Source organism: Desulfoferula mesophila (genome assembly GCF_037076455.1).
GTDB classification, from domain to species: domain Bacteria; phylum Desulfobacterota; class Desulfarculia; order Desulfarculales; family Desulfarculaceae; genus Desulfoferula; species Desulfoferula mesophila.
In genome coordinates, this window is record NZ_AP028679.1 from 3,149,296 (window position 1) to 3,164,947 (window position 15,652).

General features: G+C 60.9%; 15 protein-coding genes and 1 other annotated feature. Of the genes, 10 read left to right on the forward strand and 5 right to left on the reverse strand.

The features are described from left to right. Positions 1-44: 44 nt before the first annotated feature. Both AACH32_RS14425 and AACH32_RS14430 read right to left on the reverse strand, forming a co-directional pair. Positions 45-2,237: a PEP/pyruvate-binding domain-containing protein gene (locus AACH32_RS14425; RefSeq protein WP_338600898.1), complete on the reverse strand. Its 2,193-nt coding sequence runs from the start codon at positions 2,235-2,237 to the stop codon at positions 45-47. Further along, the gene (locus AACH32_RS14430; protein ID WP_338600901.1) at positions 2,234-2,722 is read right to left on the reverse strand and encodes a pyridoxamine 5'-phosphate oxidase family protein; all 489 of its coding nucleotides are present in this window, start codon (positions 2,720-2,722) and stop codon (positions 2,234-2,236) included. The genes AACH32_RS14425 and AACH32_RS14430 overlap by 4 nt, the downstream gene beginning before the upstream one ends. A 392-nt stretch (positions 2,723-3,114) precedes the next feature. Between AACH32_RS14430 and AACH32_RS14435 the strand changes: the two genes are divergently transcribed. From AACH32_RS14435 to AACH32_RS14445, 3 genes are all read left to right on the forward strand, one after another. After that, a complete protein-coding gene (locus AACH32_RS14435) occupies positions 3,115-3,531 on the forward strand; it encodes an MSMEG_6728 family protein (protein WP_338600903.1) in 417 nt (138 codons plus the stop codon). Positions 3,532-3,965: 434 nt separating this feature from the next. Further along, positions 3,966-4,298, forward strand: a complete 333-nt coding sequence (locus AACH32_RS14440; protein WP_338600905.1) for a PAS domain-containing protein — start codon at positions 3,966-3,968, stop codon at positions 4,296-4,298. 293 nt (positions 4,299-4,591) lie between these two features. Further along, positions 4,592-5,811, forward strand: a protein-coding gene (locus AACH32_RS14445) for an IS3 family transposase (RefSeq protein ID WP_434062343.1) whose coding sequence is annotated in 2 segments (ribosomal slippage) — positions 4,592-4,880 and positions 4,880-5,811 — 1,221 coding nt in all. Because the reading frame shifts where the segments join, the coding sequence is not laid out codon by codon here. Then, positions 4,870-4,986: a sequence feature (AL1L pseudoknot), on the forward strand. (Overlaps the previous gene by 117 nt.) Positions 5,812-5,931: 120 nt before the next feature. On the opposite strand, the gene AACH32_RS14450 is transcribed toward AACH32_RS14445, so the two are convergent. Both AACH32_RS14450 and AACH32_RS14455 read right to left on the reverse strand, forming a co-directional pair. Further along, the gene (locus tag AACH32_RS14450; protein ID WP_338600908.1) at positions 5,932-6,573 is read right to left on the reverse strand and encodes a TonB-dependent receptor; all 642 of its coding nucleotides are present in this window, start codon (positions 6,571-6,573) and stop codon (positions 5,932-5,934) included. Between the two features lie 354 nt (positions 6,574-6,927). Beyond that, positions 6,928-7,053 carry a hypothetical protein gene (locus AACH32_RS14455; protein ID WP_338600910.1) on the reverse strand — a complete coding sequence of 42 codons (126 nt, stop codon included), beginning with the start codon at positions 7,051-7,053 and terminating at the stop codon, positions 6,928-6,930. Between the two features lie 235 nt (positions 7,054-7,288). On the opposite strand from AACH32_RS14455, the gene AACH32_RS14460 reads away from it, so the two are divergent. The 7 genes from AACH32_RS14460 to AACH32_RS14490 all read left to right on the forward strand — a co-directional run bounded on the left by AACH32_RS14460 (position 7,289) and on the right by AACH32_RS14490 (position 13,648). Further along, the gene (locus AACH32_RS14460) at positions 7,289-8,197 is read left to right on the forward strand and encodes a hydroxymethylglutaryl-CoA lyase (RefSeq protein ID WP_338600913.1); all 909 of its coding nucleotides are present in this window, start codon (positions 7,289-7,291) and stop codon (positions 8,195-8,197) included. A 260-nt stretch (positions 8,198-8,457) separates the two neighbouring features. Further along, positions 8,458-9,054, forward strand: coding sequence for a HEAT repeat domain-containing protein (locus AACH32_RS14465; protein ID WP_338600914.1), 597 nt, complete (start codon positions 8,458-8,460; stop codon positions 9,052-9,054). Between the two features lie 283 nt (positions 9,055-9,337). Continuing rightward, positions 9,338-10,150 (forward strand): hypothetical protein, encoded by an 813-nt coding sequence (locus tag AACH32_RS14470; RefSeq protein WP_338600916.1) that lies wholly within the window; start codon positions 9,338-9,340, stop codon positions 10,148-10,150. Positions 10,151-10,153: 3 nt separating this feature from the next. After that, positions 10,154-10,948 (forward strand): glycosyltransferase family 2 protein, encoded by a 795-nt coding sequence (locus AACH32_RS14475; protein WP_338600918.1) that lies wholly within the window; start codon positions 10,154-10,156, stop codon positions 10,946-10,948. Further along, a complete protein-coding gene (locus AACH32_RS14480; protein ID WP_338600920.1) occupies positions 10,945-11,826 on the forward strand; it encodes a glycosyltransferase in 882 nt (293 codons plus the stop codon). Before AACH32_RS14475 ends, AACH32_RS14480 begins: the two co-directional genes overlap by 4 nt. Positions 11,827-11,974: 148 nt before the next feature. Then, positions 11,975-12,724, forward strand: coding sequence for a glycosyltransferase family 2 protein (locus AACH32_RS14485; protein WP_338600923.1), 750 nt, complete (start codon positions 11,975-11,977; stop codon positions 12,722-12,724). A 3-nt stretch (positions 12,725-12,727) separates the two neighbouring features. After that, positions 12,728-13,648, forward strand: coding sequence for a glycosyltransferase family 2 protein (locus AACH32_RS14490; protein WP_338600926.1), 921 nt, complete (start codon positions 12,728-12,730; stop codon positions 13,646-13,648). Between the two features lie 76 nt (positions 13,649-13,724). Here the strand turns inward: AACH32_RS14490 and AACH32_RS14495 are convergent, their stop codons facing one another. Beyond that, positions 13,725-15,533 (reverse strand): ABC transporter ATP-binding protein, encoded by a 1,809-nt coding sequence (locus AACH32_RS14495; protein ID WP_338600929.1) that lies wholly within the window; start codon positions 15,531-15,533, stop codon positions 13,725-13,727. Positions 15,534-15,652 lie beyond the last annotated feature (119 nt).

Here is a 15,652-nt window from a genome sequence, read left to right on the forward strand (position 1 = left end):
AAAACAACCAGGGGTGAAGGCAAGACATCTCATTCATTTTCCGATCAATCAACTGGCAGACTGTTACTTCCCACTGTGACTATACCCAAATTACCGTCGACACTTAACATGTCTCCCGTACTGATAAGGTTGACTGCCTCAGGAACACCCGTGACGCAAGGTATATTATGTTCGCGGGCAATTATGGCCCCGTGTATAAGCATGCCTCCCCGGCGTTCCACAATCGCCGCGGCCAAAGGGACGACAAAGGTCATGTTGGGGTCAATGGCGTCACAGACCAGTACCTCGCCGTTCTCAAATGCAAACAAATCTTGCGGGTCTTGGACCACCCTGGCATGACCAGAGGCCCATCCCTCGCTCGCCGGCTGGCCTACCAGCTGCCGGGCCTTGAAGGACAAGACAGCTTTCCCTTTCTTTTTTGCCCTGGATTTTTGGGGGGGTGCTGGAGCCCGGCCGTTTTCAAGCGCTAGCAAGACGTCCTCAGCTTGGAGGTCCTTTGGCATAGCACCCCATTTAGCGCTCAGCCTAGCAACACCCTCTGAAACCGCGCGTGCAAGCTCCCCCTCGAGCCTCCCCAAATAGATGTTGTCGTCGTCCCTTAACCGGTAACTGGCCCTGCCTATCTCTAGCAGTTCCAAGGCATACGGTGACTGGGTAACCGCAAAACTCCGAATAAATTCCCGTTCCAGTTCCCCCTTGTCGGAGCTCAGCGCCTCCTCTGCCGGCGCTGAGGTGTTGGCATACCTAGCCGCAAGCCTAGCCACCGTCTTGCGGTTCAACCGGAACTCGCGCCCCCCCCAAGATGTGTCACCATAAAGGGAGATATATTGATCAATCAAGGAAAGAAAATGTGGAAATCCTGCCATGTCTCCCTCTTGAGACACGGCGTGGGCCAGGGTGGGGTCCGCCGCTATTAATTGGCCTATTTCCCAAAGGCATCGGTTCCGGCTGGTGCTCTGCAGCCTTGAACCGGATAGCAGTTGCATAAACTCATATGGGTCTTGGGGTGCCAGACGGTCATTGTAGACTTGGCCAAAAAGCCTCATTCCGTGTGCAAAAGGAATGCATTCCCGCCAGTAATCATCGACTCCCTTTTGAACTATTTTTTGGCGTCGTCTTATCTCTGTGACCAATTCACGGTCCGTAAGACGGCTGAGATTATTAGCGGCCAGTTCACGGGATTGACGTTCCATTTCTGGAAGCAAGGTCTCCTCGATTGACTTCCGCAGGGCCTTAAGGTTCTCGATGCTTCGCTTTAGGCCCAGATAGCGTCTCCGTTCATCATCCTCCCCCGAAACTGCCAGGGTGGTAATGTTGCGTGATTGCAGAATGTGGAATTCATGGTCTTCAAGGGTCCATTCCATGTCTTGGGGAGCGCCGAAAGCCACTTCCAGGCTGCGGGAAATTTGGAATATTTCTATAACCTGTGCGGAGCTTAGGGGCGGTTGTTGCTGCTGCTTTTCGGGCAGGGCTTCGGCCACTGAACCTTCAGGTCCCGGCGCAATCGCCATGCGCCGCTGGGCCCCCCGGTGCTCAACAATATGCCCTGTTGCCCGGTCCAACTCCCAGTGGTCTGGCTCGATGGAACCGTCCACCAAGCCCTGATTCAACCCGTAGACCGCCTCTACCGAAGCGCGGGACTTGTCCAGGGGATTCATGCTGAAAGCAACGCCGGAGCTTTGCCCGACAACCATCTCTTGCACCACTACGGCCATGGCGCTTGCAAAAGGATCTAATGCCAGTTCCTGCCGGTACAACAGGGCTCGGTCGGACCAAAGCGAGGCCCAGACCAATTTAATGTGCTTGAGTATGCTATGGATGCCGCGGACATTAATAAATGACTCGTGCAGCCCGGCGAAGGAGGCTTGAGCCGAGTCTTCGGCCAGGGCTGAGGAGCGTAGCGAGACCGGACGGTCTCCAAAAAGGTGGTTCACGCCATCCTCTATGGCCTGTGACAAGTCGCTAGGTATCTCGGCTTTTCCAAAGACATTGCGCAAACGTAGCGAGACATCCCATAGTTCCTCCCAGCGCATGTTGTCAAAACTCTTTTTGCCTAGTTCAAGGCTGATCCGCTGGTCGAGGCCATTCCGGCTTAAGTAATAGCGATAGGCTACTGCCGGAAGGCACAAGGCCGCAGGCACCTTCAGACCTTGTCGTTTGAGGGCGGCCAACGCCCTGGCCTTGCCTCCCACCTCGCTGCTAGGCTCTATTTCGTCAAGGGTCAAGATCCAATTCATGGTACGACCCTGAACTCGAATACACTCTGAAACCGGCTAACCACATAATAGGCATCGACGTTGAGACACAGATGAGCGGTATTTGAGGCTTCAAGGAATTCACCCATGTGAGGTTGCTTGGCCAAAAAGACCTGCCTAAATACCGCCTCTTTGTCAGGCCCTATCGCCTCTACTTTGCCCACGGCAGTGGCCGCAGCCGCCAGGCGAAGATCTGTTGCTTGGTTGCTGCGGTTGTCCATCAAAATCGCCGCTCTGGGGTTTCCCTGCAGGTTATTAAACTTGCGAGTGGTACGGCTGGTGGAGAAGTAAATGCGTGCAAGGTCCGTTGAAGCCGCAAAAGCCACAAGGCTAGCGTAGGGCTGCTTCCCCCCCACAGTGGACAGAACCGCAAAAAGCTGGCTTGCCGCCATATCCCGCAAATGCTGTTCTAGCTCCTGGGCTTGCTGGCCAGGTGGGTTGAGATTCAAATGCACAAACTCCTCCATAAAAAAATTAAACCTAGGTTAACAGGGCAACGGGACGTTTTCTAAAAGCTTAAGAGCGTTTCAAGGGATAACGGTTTTACTCCTTCTTCATGCACCCCTCCTAGAGGCAGGCCATATTTATTTTAGGCGTCGGGATATTGGGAAAGGCCCTCTCACTACCTTAATGCAAAATGGCCTTCGGAGAAGGTGGTGATTGAACTATTTTAACCCAGTCTAGGTTTTAGTTTAGGGTTTTGGGCCAAGAGAGTGAGAATGACTATGGCCAGGCAGCGCTACTAAGACGAGCAGATCCTTGGCGAGCTTCGTGAGGTTGAGACCTTTTTTGCCAATGGCCAAACGATGGAGCGGGTTGATAAGCTGATTGGCCACCTATTCACCGGTATAATGTATAAATGCAGACATTTCTCCCATATTCCGATTATGATCGGTCCGCCCAGGTGCTGGACAACCGTCGTTTGGGTAAACAGCGCTCGGAAGCCCTAGCCATCCTACGCATCATTGATAATCGCACGGAAAAGCGTGGATGGCGCACCCACCCCGCTGTGCTCATGTGGAAAGGCTATGCTGAGGCCTTGAAGTTATATATGAACGCTTGCATCAAAGAATGGGTTGCGCGGGGTTTTGAGAACCGAATTCCTTTGGAAAGGATCAATCATAAAAGACTGGTCTCACCCTGGTGGTTGGGGCGTGAAGAATTGCACTCCTCCCACCGGGCCAACCTGTTACGCAAGGATCCCAATTTCTACGGCAAATACGGTTGGAACGAGGACCCAAAGATGGAGTACTGGTGGCCTTCAAAACACAGCTAACTAGTTCAATTCCATTCCAGCCTATCCAGCCTAGTCACGCCACCTTCAACTTGGCCGCGGCCTATAGTGGTTAATTCTCGGTACCCGTTGGTGACGCCATAGTATTTTTACGGGGTTCAGCCATCTGGCTGGGCCCCATTTTGTTTTGGTGAAGTAGGGTTGGGGGAGGCAGATCACATCTCCTTGGGCTACACTCCAGCTGGCCCAAACCCCAACCGGAGGATTTCCAAAATTGCTAAATCCTCCCCCGCTGTCCGAATCTAATCCGGGGTTACCTCCAAAGGGCCAAATCCTCACCTGTTGGCCTTTTCTAATTCGAAGGCACCTTCATACAATCAGAATAGTAGTACAATAATTATGAATAGTTCAAATTGCCTCTAGTTTCGCCGCTGGAAAAAGCAATTTCTTATCGCCTCATTGAGGGAGGACTTATTATGCGTCTCAAAGATTTGGACGTTTTCAACCAAATGCCCTTCCTGTTTTGGGTTAAGGACAAGGAAGGCAAACACCTCTTTGGTAACAAGGTGATTTGCGATCTAGCCGGCGAGGACGTGGTCGGAAAAACCGACCGGGAATTAATTTGGGCAAAGGATGCGGACGCGTTACAGGCAGATGACAGACAGGTGTTGGAAACCGGAAAGACGTCCTTTATCCATGAGCATGTGCGGCAATCCGTCCGCGGCGACGCTACGCTGAACGTCTGCAAGTGGGTCGGAGATTTGGACGGTCAACGATGCTGCTTCGGGATTTCATTCATCATCCAGTAGCTAGTGAAGGTTCCAGGTTACCTGACCCCCTAACCCGGACCACAGTTTGAATTTGGATTTTGTGCCAAGCGAGGGCGAGTGATGATGGCCGAAAACCAGTAAGCGATTTAACGCGGAGTTGTTACATCGTGCTTAACATCCCAACCGTATCCCGCAAATCACTCGATATCCGCTGCACATACCTCTCGGTGGCCTGCAAGCTCTGATGCCGAAGTAAACCCTGGATCGCCTTAATGCTGACGTTGAACCGCCCCGGGATTGCCGGAGACTCCATTACTTGAGAGGATGGAGTCATGAGCAAGCGAATCAGATATTCCCCAGAGGTTAAGGAACGGTCGGTGCGGATGCTGCTGGAGCACCAGGATGAGTATTCTTCCCAGTGGCAGGCCATCTGCTCCATCGCGTCCAAGATCGGCTGCACCGGCGAGACTCTACGCAGTTGGCTGCATCAAGCCGAGCGCGACCAGGGTGTGCGGGCCGGCCTGACCACGTCGGAGCGTGAGCGTCTTGAACAGCTTGAGCGGGAAAACCGGGGGCTTCGGCGGGCCAATGAGATCCTGCGCAAGGCATCGGCATATTTCGCCCAGGCGGAGCTCGACCGCCGACCGAAATGATGGTGTCCTTCATCGACGCCCAGCGCCAGGGCCACGGGGTCGAGCCGATCTGCGCGGTGTTGCCGATCGCCCCGTCGACCTACTACGAGCGTAAAGCCCGTCAAGCTGATCCCGAGCGATTGCCCGAGCGGGCCAAGCGCGATGCTTATTTGCGGCCCGAGATTCGCCGGGTATGGGAGGCCAATTTCCAGGTCTACGGCGTGCGCAAGGTTTGGCGTCAATTAAACCGTGAGGAGATCGAGGTGGCCCGCTGCACGGTGGAGCGCCTCATGCGTGCTATGGGCCTGCAGGGGGCAGTGCGGGGCAAGAAGTGCAAGACCACCATTCCCGATGAGGGTGTATACCGGCCCGCCGACCTGGTCAATCGCGACTTCACCGCCAGCCGCCCCAATCAACTGTGGGTGGCAGATGTTACTTACGTAGCCACATGGCTGGGTTTCGCCTACGTGGCCTTTGTCATCGATGTGTTTGCCCGCATGATCGTGGGTTGGCGGGCCTCCAGTTCCTTGCGGACCGATCTGGCCCTGGACGCCCTGGAGCAGGCCCTGTGGGCTCCTGGAGACATCGACGGTCTGGTCCACCACAGCGACCGCGGCTCCCAGTACCTTTCGATTCGCTACACCGAGCGCCTGGCCGAGGCTGGCGTCGAGCCATCGGTGGGCAGCGTGGGTGACTCCTACGACAACGCCATGGCCGAGACGGTCATCGGCCTTTACAAGACAGAAGTGATCCGCAGGCGGGGCCCTTGGCGAAATCTTGATGCCGTGGAATTCGCCACCCTCGAATGGGTGGACTGGTTTAACAACCGCCGACTGCTCGAGCCCATCGGAAACATTCCCCCGGTGGAACTCGAGATGTCATACTATCGGTCCCTACAGGCCCAGGCCATGGTGGCCTGACTCAAACAAAAGAGCCTCCGGAAAAACCGGGGCGATTCACTTGCCGCGTTTATACAGGTCGACCATGCCGTCGATGGGCTTCATCTGATAGCCGTCGGAGTAATCTCCGCTGTAGGACATCTAGTAGTTGAAGTCGCCTTCCACGCCGCCCACCGAGGCGTAGGGCCGGAAGGTGTTGTTGGAGCCGTAGGCCATCTGGGCCGTGGCTCCCTCGCCCTCCTTGCCGCTACGGGTGATGATGTTCACCGCGCCGCCCGCCGCGCTGGCTCCGTACAGGGCCGAGGAGGGCCCCAGCACCACGTCAACCCGCTCGATGTCGTGGGGGTTGATGGCCGGGGACAGGAAGGCGTGGATGGGCACGCCATCGATCAGATAGGCGGTGCGCTGCAGGAAATGTCCCGTGCCGCGCAGGTGCACCCAGGGGGGGCCCCAAGGATAGTATTGGGCCACGTGCACGCCGGGGATGTCCCGGATGTATTCGCCGAAGTTATTCATGTAGTAATTGGGCTGGTCGGCGATGTCCTGGCGGTCTACCACGTAGGAGTCCGCCGGCGACAGAGATGGGTCGACCTCGGTGCGGGTGGCGGTGACGGTGATTTTCTCCAGTACGGCCCTTTCTTTTTGGGCTTCCTTGACCTCCTTGCTGGAACTAACGGTTTCTTGGCCGGTGGTTGTTTCGGCCGCCCAGACCATGCCTCCGGTGGCGAGCCACAACAAGCAAAACAGACTGAATATTAAACTGACTCTGATTGATCGCGGCATGATGGCGTCTCCTAAAGAAAAAACCCAGGCGAAACCGCTTCCGCGGTTCCCCCAGGTTTTCTTCCCCTAGGAGCGTCCTGGTAGATTGTTCAGGCTAAATAGTTATCTTGAAATGACCCTGCCACGCTTCTTCGCAGCCATTTTGAGCAAACAGTTAAATGATAAAAACAAAAATGTCAAGTTTCGCGTCCTCACCATAATTAAGCCGAAATTAAAAAGAGGGGGATGGTGTGGAGGTTCTATAATCGCTAATCGGCTTCAATAAACTTTTCATCACTGGGCCAGGACTCCAAATTGAGCGGCTCAGTCGTTCCTCCTACCCGCATGGCAACCAAAAGCCCGGCCTGGAGGCCGTCAGGCAGCCTCGGCGGTGGAGGAGATCTGCTTGCTCTCTTCGGCCTTGTCGATGGCGGCCCCCAGGCGGGCGAGCTCGTCCCGGCTGAGATAGCGTTTTCGCTTGCGCTCCTTGAACCTCTCCACGTGGCGGCAGGGGCTTTCATCAGGCTACAGGTCCCGGCGGCCGGCCAATCTTTTCAATGCAAGCGTAGCGCAAGCACTAGGATTGATTTCGGCCATTAGGGAGTAGTACGTTTATCCTCCGTAAAGGGCTATCCTGGGCTATAGAGCCGAACAGACGGCCCGAGCCCCGGAGCCCCCCGAGCATCGGCGCGGCGCCCGGCCTTGGGCCCCGCCCCCAGACCAGTGAGGACGAGCCATGCAACCAGACCCCGTGACCGTGGTGGAAGTGGGCCCGCGCGACGGCTTGCAGTACGAGTCGGTGTTTTTCCCCACCGAGGCCAAAATCGCCCTTATCGACCGCCTGTCGGCCACGGGACTCCGGCGCATCGAGGTCACCTCCTTCGTGCATCCCAAGGTGATCCCCCACCTCAAGGACGCTCTGGAGGTGCTGCACGGCATCCACAAAGCGCCGGGAGTGATCTACAGCGCCCTGGTGCCCAATCTCAAGGGCTGCCTGCGGGCCCTGGAGACCCCGGTGGACGAGCTGGCCCTGTTCGTGTCGGCCAGCCAGGCCCACAACCACAAGAACGTGGGCATGTCCATCGAGGACTCGCTCAAGGGCTTCGCCGACATCGCCCGGCAGGCCCTGGCCGCCGGCAGGAGCCTCCGGGGCTACGTGGTCACCGCCTTCGGCTGTCCCTACGAGGGGGCTATCCCCCTGGAGCGGGTGGAGCGCATCATCGAGGCTTACGGCGAGCTGGGGGCGCGCGAGGTATCCCTGGGCGATACCACCGGCATGGCCAATCCCCGCCAGGTGGGCGAGGTCTTCGCCCGGCTGGGCGCGGAGCACCAGGGCCTGCCCCTGGCTGCCCATTTCCACAACAGCCGGGGCCTGGGCCTGGCCAACGCCTATGCCGCCTACCAGGCCGGTTGCCGGGTATTCGACTCCTCGGTGGGCGGTCTGGGCGGCTGCCCCACCGCGGTGGGGGCCATGGGCAACGTAGCCACCGAAGACCTGGTGAACATGATGGAGGAGATGGGCGCGGCCACCGGCGTGGATTTCGACCGCCTGCTGGAGGCCACCGAGCTGATCAAGCAGACCCTGGGCGGCGAGCTGGCCTCTTTTACCTGCAAGCAGGGGCGGCCCGCCTGGAACGCGCCATAACCAAGCCAAAGGGGCATAGCGCCCTTTTTAAAACCAGGCGTCTCATAAGGCGAAGCCAGGCGCCCGGCCTCCACTCAGCGGTCTAAATAGCCATGTCCGGCCGCACCGTCCCCTGAATGGCAATCCACCAAAACCTTAGTCTCTTAGCGCCAAGGCGCCTAACCCTCCTTGCCGAAGCTTGTTTAGCCTGGGGCTACAACATCGGATGACATCTTGGCTACGGACAAACCGGAACTTTTCCAAGGCAATGGAGGCGGGACATGACCAGGACCATCGGCTACTTCAGCCTGTGTATTTTGCTTTTGGCTTGTTGCTCCGGCGCGGTGAGCGCTTGGGCCGAAACCTCGCAAGGCGATATACCCCCCTATCTGCAGCAAAAGGTGCTGGAGTCCTGCGACCAGGCCGCCAAGCAGGGCCTCATGGCCCCGATTGCCGGTGTGGACCGGGCGGCCCTGCTCGAATTGTTGCAGGCTCCTTGCGACCACGTGCGCATGGTGGCGGTATATACCCTGGGCGAAATCCGCGAGCCCGCGGCCCTGGAGCCCCTGATCGTGCTTTTGGCCTCGCCTGACGCCCATATGTGCCGGGCCGCGGCCCACGCCCTGGGCAAGATAGGCAGTGAGCGGGCGGTAGACCCCCTGGCCAAGCTGTTGAACGACCCCGGCCGGCCGGACTCCGCACGCTGCACCGCTGCCCGCTCCCTGGCGCGAATCGGGGGAGCGCAGGCGTCTTCGGCCTTGCGCCAGGCAGCGCGCACCTGTACCGGCCAGCTCCACGTCGTGGTCTCCCTGGCCCTGCTCAAGTGCCCCTCGGCCACGGGTAAGACAGGGCTTCAGACCGCGGGAGTCACCTTTTAAGGCGAAAGACCAGATAAGGCGCAAAGCGGCGCTGTTGCTCGGGCCGGAGCAACAGCGCCCAACCACCCAGTCAACCGGCCCCCCCGCCTTCCCGGCCAAACTGGCCGCCGCGCCGGCCCCGGCCCGCCCCGGGCTTTACAAACGACGCCCGGGCTGTCGATAATGCCAATACGTGAGTAAAAGGGCATTTCCAAGGCTCACAACGGCCGCGCCGATCTACGGTGGAAGCCGGAATTTTAGCCCCTGCTCACGGTTAGCTTATTTTGGGGGGGGTAATGGGACCATGATGAAGCAAGCCGAAGTATGGGTGTGCGTGCTGATACACGGGCATCCCACCTATTATTTGTCCGGGCGGCAAACCGTGCTGTCCGTCCTTCGGCGTAGCGACTTCAAGGTCTTCCTGGTAACCGACCACCTGTATAAGACCGGCCTGCGCCGGAGTGAGCGCCTGGTCGCGCATCCCCTGGGCCCGGTGGAGAGCGGCGTGCGCGCGCGGCGTTTCCTGGCCAAGTTCAACGCTCTCAGGGCCATGTTGCACCACACCGACTCCGAGCTGGTCATGCTCATGGACGCGGACGCGGTCCTGGTGCGCGACTTGGGCGCCGACGACGTGAGAAAGGCCTTGAACGGCAAGGGCCTGGGCATGGTGGAGCAGACCACCATTTTAAATTCCACCATGAACCGCGCCGCTTTTTTGAAGCACTATAAGGAGCACTCCCTCCGCTGGCTGGCCCCCGAAGCGGCGGCCCCTTCCCTGGAGGAATACCGGTTTTACAATTCGGGGGTGGTCTTGGCCCAACGGCGGGAAATGGGCCGCTTTTGCGACTGGGCCGTGGATATGCTGGCCAAGCGGCCCGGCGACCACCAAGTTGGGGATCACATAGTAGCCGACCAAGATTATTTCCAGTATTATGCCAACAATTTGCACCCAGAAGCCTGCCAAGAGTTGCCCTGGCGATGGAACCATTGCGAGCACTGGGACCGGGGCTTCCCCCGGCCGGGCGCCTATGTGGCCCATTTCAGCAACCACTGTCTGGGTCCCAGTTGGCGCGGGCTTTGGCGCATTCGAAACGCTTGGCGACGAGGGATGGCATAAACATTGAGCCTGGCGATCATCATAGTCACCTACAATTCGGCCAGAGTGATAGAAGCCTGCCTGGACAGCCTGGGGCCCTGGGCCCGCAAGGCCCTGGTGGTGGACAACGCCTCCAGCGACGCCACGGCCGAGTTGGTGCGCCGCCGGGGGGTAAGGCTGCTCAGTATGCCCGGCAACCTGGGCTTTGCCCGGGCGGTGAACCGAGGAGTAAAGGCCGCCCTCAGCCGTAATGTCTGCCTGCTGAACCCGGACTGTCTGGCCACGCCGGAGCTGTTTTCCCTGGGGCTGGCGGCCTTGGAAGGCGGAGAAAGGCTCATCGCCGCCCCGGCCCTGGACGATCACGGCCAAACCGTGCCCGGCCGCCAGCCGGGCTATAGCCGCCTCAAGCTGGCCCACGACCTATTGACGCTGGGCTGGCCCTTCCCCCACAAGTTGGCCTGGATGAGCCGCCGGCCCGGTTATCATGACCGCTCGTGGTATTGGGCCCACGGGGCCTGCCTATTCATGCAACGCGAGCTGTTCCTGCGCCTGGGGGGGATGCCCACCAACTATTTCATATATATGGAAGACGTGGAGTTGGGCCTGCGCCTGCGCCGGGCCGGGGGCCGGGTGGTGGAGTTGCCCTACACCCTGCCCCATCTCACCGCCCAAGGAGCCGTGGTGACCGCCGCCCGCCGCCGCTGGCTTTTGGCCAGGGGCCGCCTCAAATACGCGGCCCGGCACTACGGCACGTTGTTCGCAGTGGGCCTGGGCTTGCTCACCCTGCCGGGCCTATGGGCCAAGGGAGCGCTCAAATGATCTACTACTTTCTGCCCACCGGGGGCGTCGCCGGCGGGGTCAAGGTAGGCTTCCAGTTCATGGAGGCGCTCATTTCCCTGGGGGTTCCCGGCGTGGTGGCCACCCCTGGCGGCGAGGCGGCCCAGTGGTTTTCCTGCTCCGTGCCGGTGATGGATCGCGGTCGGGCCCTGGAGCGCATCACCCCCCAAGACTGGGCCATACTCAACTGGCCCCACGACCTGGACGACTTGGCGGCCAGCGGAGCCCGCCTGGCCGCCCACGTGCAGGGCGTCCCCGACATGGAGCCTGTCTTCCGCCATCCGGGCGTCCGGTTTTTGACCTGCTGGGAGACGGCGACCCAGCACCTGAAGAAAAACTACGGACATGACCCCGTGTTCGTGGGCATAAGTGTTTCCCAGTGCTTTTTCAATCAGGGCGAGATGAAACGGGACAACCAGGCCGCCTACATGCCTCGGCGGGGGCTGAGCATAGCCACCCGAGCCGCGCGCTCCCTTGACCACCTGGATTGGCATCCCCTGGACGGCATGGACGAGGCCGGGATATGCCGCCACCTGCACAAGGCGGGGGTCTACTTGGCCACCGCGGTAAAAGAGCAGTTCGGTCTGCCCCCCCTGGAGGCCATGGCCGCCGGTTGCCTGGTGGCCTCGGTGCCGGTGGTGGGGGGCATGGAGTTTTTGCGCGACGGCTACAACTGTCTGGTGGATGAACCCGAGGCCCTGGTAGGCCGACTTAAAAAGCTCACCCGCCCCGAACAGGCTCCCTTGCGCGAGCTTATGCGCCTGCGGGCCAGGGCCACGGCCTATAATTATCACCCCTACACCCTCAAGCGGCGGCTGGCCCACCTGCTTGACGGGCCTCTAGAGGGATTGAGGGCTTGAGGCGGGCCGGCGTATGGTGGGCCGCGACCCGGCCACGTCGCTCCCCATGGGGCGGCGCGATGCTCCTGCCCTGTGGCCACGGATATCGCCCGATGAAAGGCAATGGTTAGGCAATGATGGGCCCGAGGCGAAGCGAAAGGATCTCACCATGGGTTCCAGGCTGCTTACGGTGATAATACCCTCAAGGGGCATGCTGCCCCTGCTGGAGCAGTGCCTGGCTACCCTGTGGCGCTCGTTGGACGCCGCTGGAGTGGCCGAGCGCAGCTGCGTGGCCGTGGTGGACAACGCCAGCCAGCCCCCCCTGCCCCCCCGGCGCATCGCCGCCGGAGGGGCCGAGCTGATCAGGCTGGACGGGCACCACAGCTTTTCCCGGGCCAACAACCTGGCCGCCCGGCACCTGCCCGCGGCCAACTACCTGCTGCTCAACAACGACGTGCTCTTGGCTCCCTCGGCCATTGGCGAGATGCTGGGACTTTTCAGGCGGATCCCCCAGGCGGGCATCTGTGGAGCCAGGTTGGTGTTTCCCGACGGCAGCCTGCAACACGCCGGCGTGGTGTTCGGCCCGGGTCAGCAGGGGCCCTATCACTTGCTGCGCGCCCAGCCCAGCCATCTCATGCCTCGGTTGGAGCGCGAGTTCCAGGCGGTCACCGGGGCCTGCCTGCTTATCCGGGGCGAGTTGTGGGACGAGTTGGGCGGCTTGGACGAATCCTATCCCTTCGGCTTGGAAGACATCGATTTTTGCCTGCGGGCCCGGCAACTAGGCTGGCGCATCTTTTGCTGCCAGGACAGCGAATCGCTGCACTTCGAATCCATGACCCCCGGCCGGGTCAAGCTGGACGTGGGCAGCCGCAAGCAGTTTATGTCCCGCTGGCAGGGGCATTACACCATAGACGGATGAGTTATGTCTGATACCAGGATCACCGGCATCGTACACACCCGCGACTCGGCGGCCACCCTGGAAGCGGCCCTGGCCAGCCTGGCCTGGGTCGACGAGCTGATGGTGGTGGACATGCAAAGCAGCGACGACAGCGTGGCCATAGCCAAGCGCATGGGCGCGCAGGTGCACCACGCCGAAATAGCCCCGCGCATAGACGGGGTGCGCAACCGCTACGTGGCCAAGGCCTCGGGGGATTGGGTTCTGGTGCTGGACTCCGACGAGTACCTCTCCGACGACGCTCCCGAGCTGGTGCGGGGGCTCATCGCCGAGTCGGGCGGCAAATACGACGCCTATGCCCTGCCCCGCTACAACTATCTGGGAGAGCAAGTGACCCTGGGTGGGGGCCGCCATCCCGACTACCAGATCCGGCTGTTCAAAAAGGGCGCGGTGCTTTGGCCCGACGCCCACCACACCCCGCCGGTGATCACCACCGGCCCGGCCCGGCTGCGGGAGGTGCCTCCCAGCCAAGGCCCGCACATTCACCACCGCAACTACCGCGACCTGCGGCAGCTGATCGCCCGGCAGCTCGACTATGCCCTGAGCGACGTATATCCCAGCGACCCGGAGTCCTTCGACTTCGCCGCCTACCTGGCCAAGGCCCACGAGCAAATGGCCCTGCGCCGCGATCCCCAGACCGACGGCGATCTTTCGGAGGCCATGGCCCTGGTGATGGCCTGGGACTCGGTGATGCGCGGCCTCATCCACTGGGACTCCCTGGAGCCCCGCCCGCCGCTGAACATGCTGCAGGCCTTGCCCAGTTCCGCCGCCCAGATACCCAGCTGGGAGATCCGGGCGCGCCGCTACCTGGGCCGCCACCTGGCGCTCCGCCACCTGCTCAAGGCGGTGCGGTTGCGTCTGCGCGCCCTGTTGCCCAAGCGAGGTTGAGGCCGAGCCCTTGGCGCGCCGATCCCGGGGGGGAGGTGTGCCTGGTTTCGCCGGCCGCCGGCATTAAAGATGCCGGCTAGTCGTCTTTTCCGAAAAGCTCGCGGTACTGGGGGCAGCTGGCCAACAGGGAATCATGGTTTCCCTGGGCTATGAGGCGGCCCTGTTCCACCAGCAGGATCTGGTCGGACCAGCGCACGGTTTGCAGGCGGTGGGCGATGACGATGACCATCAGGCGCGAGGCCAGGTTGCGTATGGTCTGGGCGATGATGCGCTCCGAGGTCTTGTCCAGGGCGCTGGTGGGCTCGTCCAGGATCAGCACCCTGGCCTTTACCACCAGGGCGTGGGCGATGGCCAGGCGTTGTTTCTGGCCCTGGGACAGGCGCGAACCCCGCTCGCCCACCGGGGTGTCCAGGCCTTGTTCCAGACGGCTGACGAACTCCCAGCTGCCGCTGTCCTTGAGCACCTGTTCCAAAGCCTCGTCGGACAGGGGAGGCACCACTCCGAAGTTGAGGTTCTCGCGGATGGTGTCGTTGAAGAAAAAGGGCTGCTGGTCCACGAAGGCCATGCCATGGCGCAGGGCCGACAAACGGTAGGTCTCCAGGGGGTGCCCGTCCAGCAAAATCTCGCCCTGGGTGGGCAGGTGGTAGGCGGCCAGCAGGTTGGCCAGGGTGGACTTGCCCGCCCCCGAGCGCCCCACCACGGCGGTCAACGAGTTGGCGGCTATGGCGCAATTCACCTCCCGCAAGGCGTAGTCGTCCTCTTTGGCTCCGGGATAACGGAACCAGACGTCGCGGAACTCCACTCCCTCGACCGGCACCGGTCCCGGGCGGTGACCGCCGCCCGACTCCCGCCGCTCACCGGCCTGGGCCACCAATTGCCGCACCCGCTGCAGGCTGGCCATGCAGGCGTTGCGCTGGGACCATATGTTGATGAACAGGTTCACCTGCGGGGCCATGCGCACCAGCACGAAAACGAAAACCGCCATGACTTCCAGGCTGACCTCGGCGGCCGCCACCGCCAGGAGCATCACCAACAGGCCCGCCGCGGCCATCAGCGGGTGGGTGGAAATCTCCACCGCCAGGCGCAGGCGCTCCAGGTTGAACATCCCCCGGAAGATGCGCTCCGCCGTGGTGGACAGCAGCTCCTCGGCTTTGGCCTCCTGGCCGCGCATCTTGATGCGCAGGATGCCGCCCAGCACCTCTGAAATCTGATCGCCCAAGCGCAGGTTCTGCTCACTGACCGCCGTGGCCAGGGAAAATGACTTGCGGCTCTGCCATCTGAGGACCAAGGCCACCAGGGCCAAAATGGGCACCGTTACCGCCGTGAGCAGGGGGGAGAGCAACACCAGCAGCAGCATGTAAACCACCACCAGGGCCGTCGCGGTGATAAGGTTCACCTGGGCCGAGGCCGCCTGGCCGGCCCGCTCGGTTTCCAGGGTCAGGCTGGATTGCAGCTCTCCGCTGCGGCGGGAAAGCAGATAGCCCAGGTCCGAGCGCACCAGAACCCGCACCACCTTGTCGCGCAGCATGCGGGTAATGGAAAGGCGCAAGTGGACCAGCCGGACGTCGCGCACGTAGTTGACGGCGTAGCGCAGGCAAATGATGCTAAAAGTAAGCACCAGGAGCCCGGCCAGCTCCCAGTTCTTGCCCCAGGCCCCCAACCAGCCCAGGGCGTCACCCATGACCCGCCCGATAAACCCGTCGGCAGGCAGGCCCCCGGTGCGCACGTAGGCCAGCACCGGCAGCAGCATCCCCAGGCCCACCCCCTCGAACACCGCGAGCACAATGCTTAACATGAAAAGCCAGGCCAACACCGACTTGGTCACTCCCAGTTCGGCCAAGCCGATCTGGGACCCGCTGGTCTTTGTGGGTCGGGGAGTGGTCATTGTTGGGGATCGCTCCTGATGGTTGCGGGGTCGCTGCCCGAAAAAGATATCCTTGCGCGGTTAATTATGATATGTCAAAAATATAAAACTGACCACGCATAAGTAAACCCTGCCTCATT

Bases quoted from the DNA above. Each gene is read 5' to 3' on its own strand.
- AACH32_RS14460 (WP_338600913.1), top strand. From the start codon at position 7,289: ATGCAACCAGACCCCGTGACCGTGGTGGAAGTGGGCCCGCGCGACGGC.
- AACH32_RS14440 (WP_338600905.1), top strand. From the start codon at position 3,966: ATGCGTCTCAAAGATTTGGACGTTTTCAACCAAATGCCCTTCCTGTTT.
- AACH32_RS14425 (WP_338600898.1), bottom strand. From the start codon at position 2,237: ATGAATTGGATCTTGACCCTTGACGAAATAGAGCCTAGCAGCGAGGTG.
- AACH32_RS14470 (WP_338600916.1), top strand. From the start codon at position 9,338: ATGATGAAGCAAGCCGAAGTATGGGTGTGCGTGCTGATACACGGGCAT.
- AACH32_RS14450 (WP_338600908.1), bottom strand. From the start codon at position 6,573: ATGCCGCGATCAATCAGAGTCAGTTTAATATTCAGTCTGTTTTGCTTG.
- AACH32_RS14485 (WP_338600923.1), top strand. From the start codon at position 11,975: ATGGGTTCCAGGCTGCTTACGGTGATAATACCCTCAAGGGGCATGCTG.
- AACH32_RS14430 (WP_338600901.1), bottom strand. From the start codon at position 2,722: ATGGAGGAGTTTGTGCATTTGAATCTCAACCCACCTGGCCAGCAAGCC.
- AACH32_RS14480 (WP_338600920.1), top strand. From the start codon at position 10,945: ATGATCTACTACTTTCTGCCCACCGGGGGCGTCGCCGGCGGGGTCAAG.
- AACH32_RS14495 (WP_338600929.1), bottom strand. From the start codon at position 15,533: ATGACCACTCCCCGACCCACAAAGACCAGCGGGTCCCAGATCGGCTTG.
- AACH32_RS14490 (WP_338600926.1), top strand. From the start codon at position 12,728: ATGTCTGATACCAGGATCACCGGCATCGTACACACCCGCGACTCGGCG.
- AACH32_RS14435 (WP_338600903.1), top strand. From the start codon at position 3,115: ATGCAGACATTTCTCCCATATTCCGATTATGATCGGTCCGCCCAGGTG.
- AACH32_RS14465 (WP_338600914.1), top strand. From the start codon at position 8,458: ATGACCAGGACCATCGGCTACTTCAGCCTGTGTATTTTGCTTTTGGCT.